The sequence below is a fragment of the Effusibacillus sp. SKA8 genome, assembly GCF_058273125.1.
The window spans coordinates 1-2485 of sequence record NZ_JBZCSF010000033.1; the positions used below are offsets into that span (position 1 = coordinate 1).

Below are 2485 nucleotides of genomic sequence, written 5' to 3' on the forward strand. Positions count from 1 at the left end.
TGTGACCGCTAAAATAAAATTAACAAGAGATACGAAATAATCTTGAACACGAATTCCCTGATTCTCCCTCCCCCGATATAATCAAGCTGGAAATTCAGTCAGCGTAGGGTGAGGAGAATGAAATTCGCAGAAAGGTGGCCTATGTACATCGAAATCTATCAACTGAAACAACTAGGGCTTAACGTTTCCCAGATTGCCCGTAAACTGAACATCTCGCGAAACACGGTGTACAAATATCTGGACATGTCGCCGGAAGAGATGCAGGCGTTCGTCGAATCGATGAAGACAAGGCGTAAGAAACTAGATTCGTACGAATCTCAAATTCTCCAATGGTTGCAGGAATATCCCGATCTGTCGGCTGCCCAGATTCATGACTGGTTGAAGGAACGGCGCTTGGATGCCAACGTCTGCGAGAGTACCGTGCGGAACTTTGTCCGGCACTTGCGTGAGCAGCATGGCATCCCGAAAAGCAAGCCCATGCGCCAGTACGAAGCGATTGAAGATCCTCCCATGGGACAGCAGATGCAGGTCGATTTCGGCGAAACGAAAACGCACGATCTTCATCAGCGTCCTGTACGGTTATGGTGCATGACGTTCGTCCTGTCCCATTCCCGGTACAAATACGTGGAATGGCAGGATCGACCGTTCACTACAGCGGACGTCGTTCGTTGTCATGAGAATGCCTTCGAATTTTTCGGCGGCATGACCCGCGAGATCGTCTATGATCAGGATCACTTGCTGCTCGTCAGCGAAAATCATGGTGACTTGATCCTGACAGCCGAATTCGCTGCCTACGTCCGGCAACGCGGATTTCAAGTGCGCATGTGCCGCAAGCAGGATCCGGAAAGCAAAGGGCGGGTGGAAAACGTCGTCGGGTTCGTCAAACGCAACTTTGCCCGTCATCGGACGTTTCCCCACATCGACCGCTGGAACGAGGACTGCTTGGCCTGGCTGGATCGGACCGGAAACGGGCGGATGCACCATACGACCAAAAAAATACCGGCGGATGTGTTCGCCGAAGAGCGGCGCCATCTCCTGCCGGTTCCCCAAAAAATCCAAACCAATTCTGCCCCCAGTATAACAAGACGGGTGCGAAAAGACAATACGATTGTCTTTCAGGGGAACCGGTACTCGCTGCCGCTTGGAACCTACACCGGCCCGGACACGTCCGTAGGGATTCGGGTGATGCCGGACAAGCAGTTGGTGGCGTACGACCCGACAACCGGTGAGGAGCTGGCACGCCATCCGCTGCATGCGGGGAAAGGCAAACTCATCAAAAATACCAACCATGCCCGGGATCGGTCCAAGGGGATTGATGCCTATCTGGAGCACGTCGCCGCTCGCTTTCCCGATCCGGATCAAGCGCGATCCTATCTGACGGTCATCCGCGAACAAAAACCGCGTTACATTCGGGATCAGTTGCAATGGATCGACCGGCACGCCAAAGACGCGGATCCGGATACGCTAGCGCAAGCGCTAAGCTATTGTCTGAAACATCGACTCTACCAGGCCACGGATTTCGTGGATGCCCTGCACTATTACGCGGCTCTGAAATCGACCGGCGCACCAGCGGCTCCGACCGATGTCCGGTTGTTGGAAGAGCCCCAGCGGCAGAAGCTGAAGATGAAGCCGCAAGTTCGCCCGTTTGACGTGTATCAAGCCATCCTGGAGGGAGCCCGATGAAGGAAGCGACGATGGAACTAAAGTCCGTATGCAGCGCGCTGCAGTTAACCGCCGCCGCTGGGGCGCTGGACGAACTCCTTTTGGAAGCCGAAACCCGGCAATGGAGTTACCGCCAGTGTTTGCATCGCGTGCTATCGTACGAGTTGAAAAAACGGGAAGAAAAGCAGTTTGCCCGCCGGTACAAACGCGCCGCGTTCCCGGAACTGAAAACGTTGGACGAATTCCGGGTCGACGAACAGCCGTCCCTGGGACAACGCCAGTTGCAGCAACTTCGGGAACTGATCTGGCTGGAGCAGCATTATAACTTGCTCTTTTTGGGCCCGCCAGGCGTCGGGAAGACGCATCTGGCGATCGGACTGGGCGTTGAAGCACTGAATCAAGGATATAGTGTCAGTTTCGTCACGATGGATCAGTTGTTGCATCTCTTGAAGACGCAAGAGATTTCCCGAAACGCCCAGTTGCGAGTGAAGCGGATCGTGCGTTCCGATCTGGTGATTCTGGACGATCTGATGTTCATGGCGCTGGATCGGCAGGAAGCCCACTTGTTCTTCCAATTGGTCAACAAGTTGTACGGGCAGGCCTCCATCATCCTGACGTCCAACAAAGGACCGGAAGACTGGGGAGAACTGCTTGGAGACCCGGCCGTCACGACCGCTATTCTGGACCGCATCCTGCATCGAAGCGAAGTGATTCACCTGACGGGGGACAGTTACCGACTCAAGCACCGCCAAACCATATTTGGAAGTTGTTAGTTGTTGAAAATAAATTAGCGAAAATTGTTCAAAGGTACTTGACGGTTACA

At 53.9% G+C, this 2485-nt stretch carries 2 protein-coding genes; both read left to right on the forward strand.

Annotated elements, in window-relative coordinates; genetic code table 11:
* Nucleotides 1-141: 141 nt before the first annotated feature.
* The gene (gene istA / locus AC4ED1_RS14530; RefSeq protein WP_490939848.1) at nt 142-1683 is read left to right on the forward strand and encodes an IS21 family transposase; all 1542 of its coding nucleotides are present in this window, start codon (nt 142-144) and stop codon (nt 1681-1683) included.
* Nucleotides 1680-2435, forward strand: coding sequence for an IS21-like element helper ATPase IstB (gene istB / locus AC4ED1_RS14535; protein WP_490939846.1), 756 nt, complete (start codon nt 1680-1682; stop codon nt 2433-2435). The genes istA and istB overlap by 4 nt, the downstream gene beginning before the upstream one ends.
* The last annotated feature ends 50 nt before the right edge of the window (nt 2436-2485 follow it).

Coding starts and splice junctions, on each gene's coding strand:
- istA (WP_490939848.1), top strand. CDS start 142: ATGTACATCGAAATCTATCAACTGAAACAACTAGGGCTTAACGTTTCC.
- istB (WP_490939846.1), top strand. CDS start 1,680: ATGAAGGAAGCGACGATGGAACTAAAGTCCGTATGCAGCGCGCTGCAG.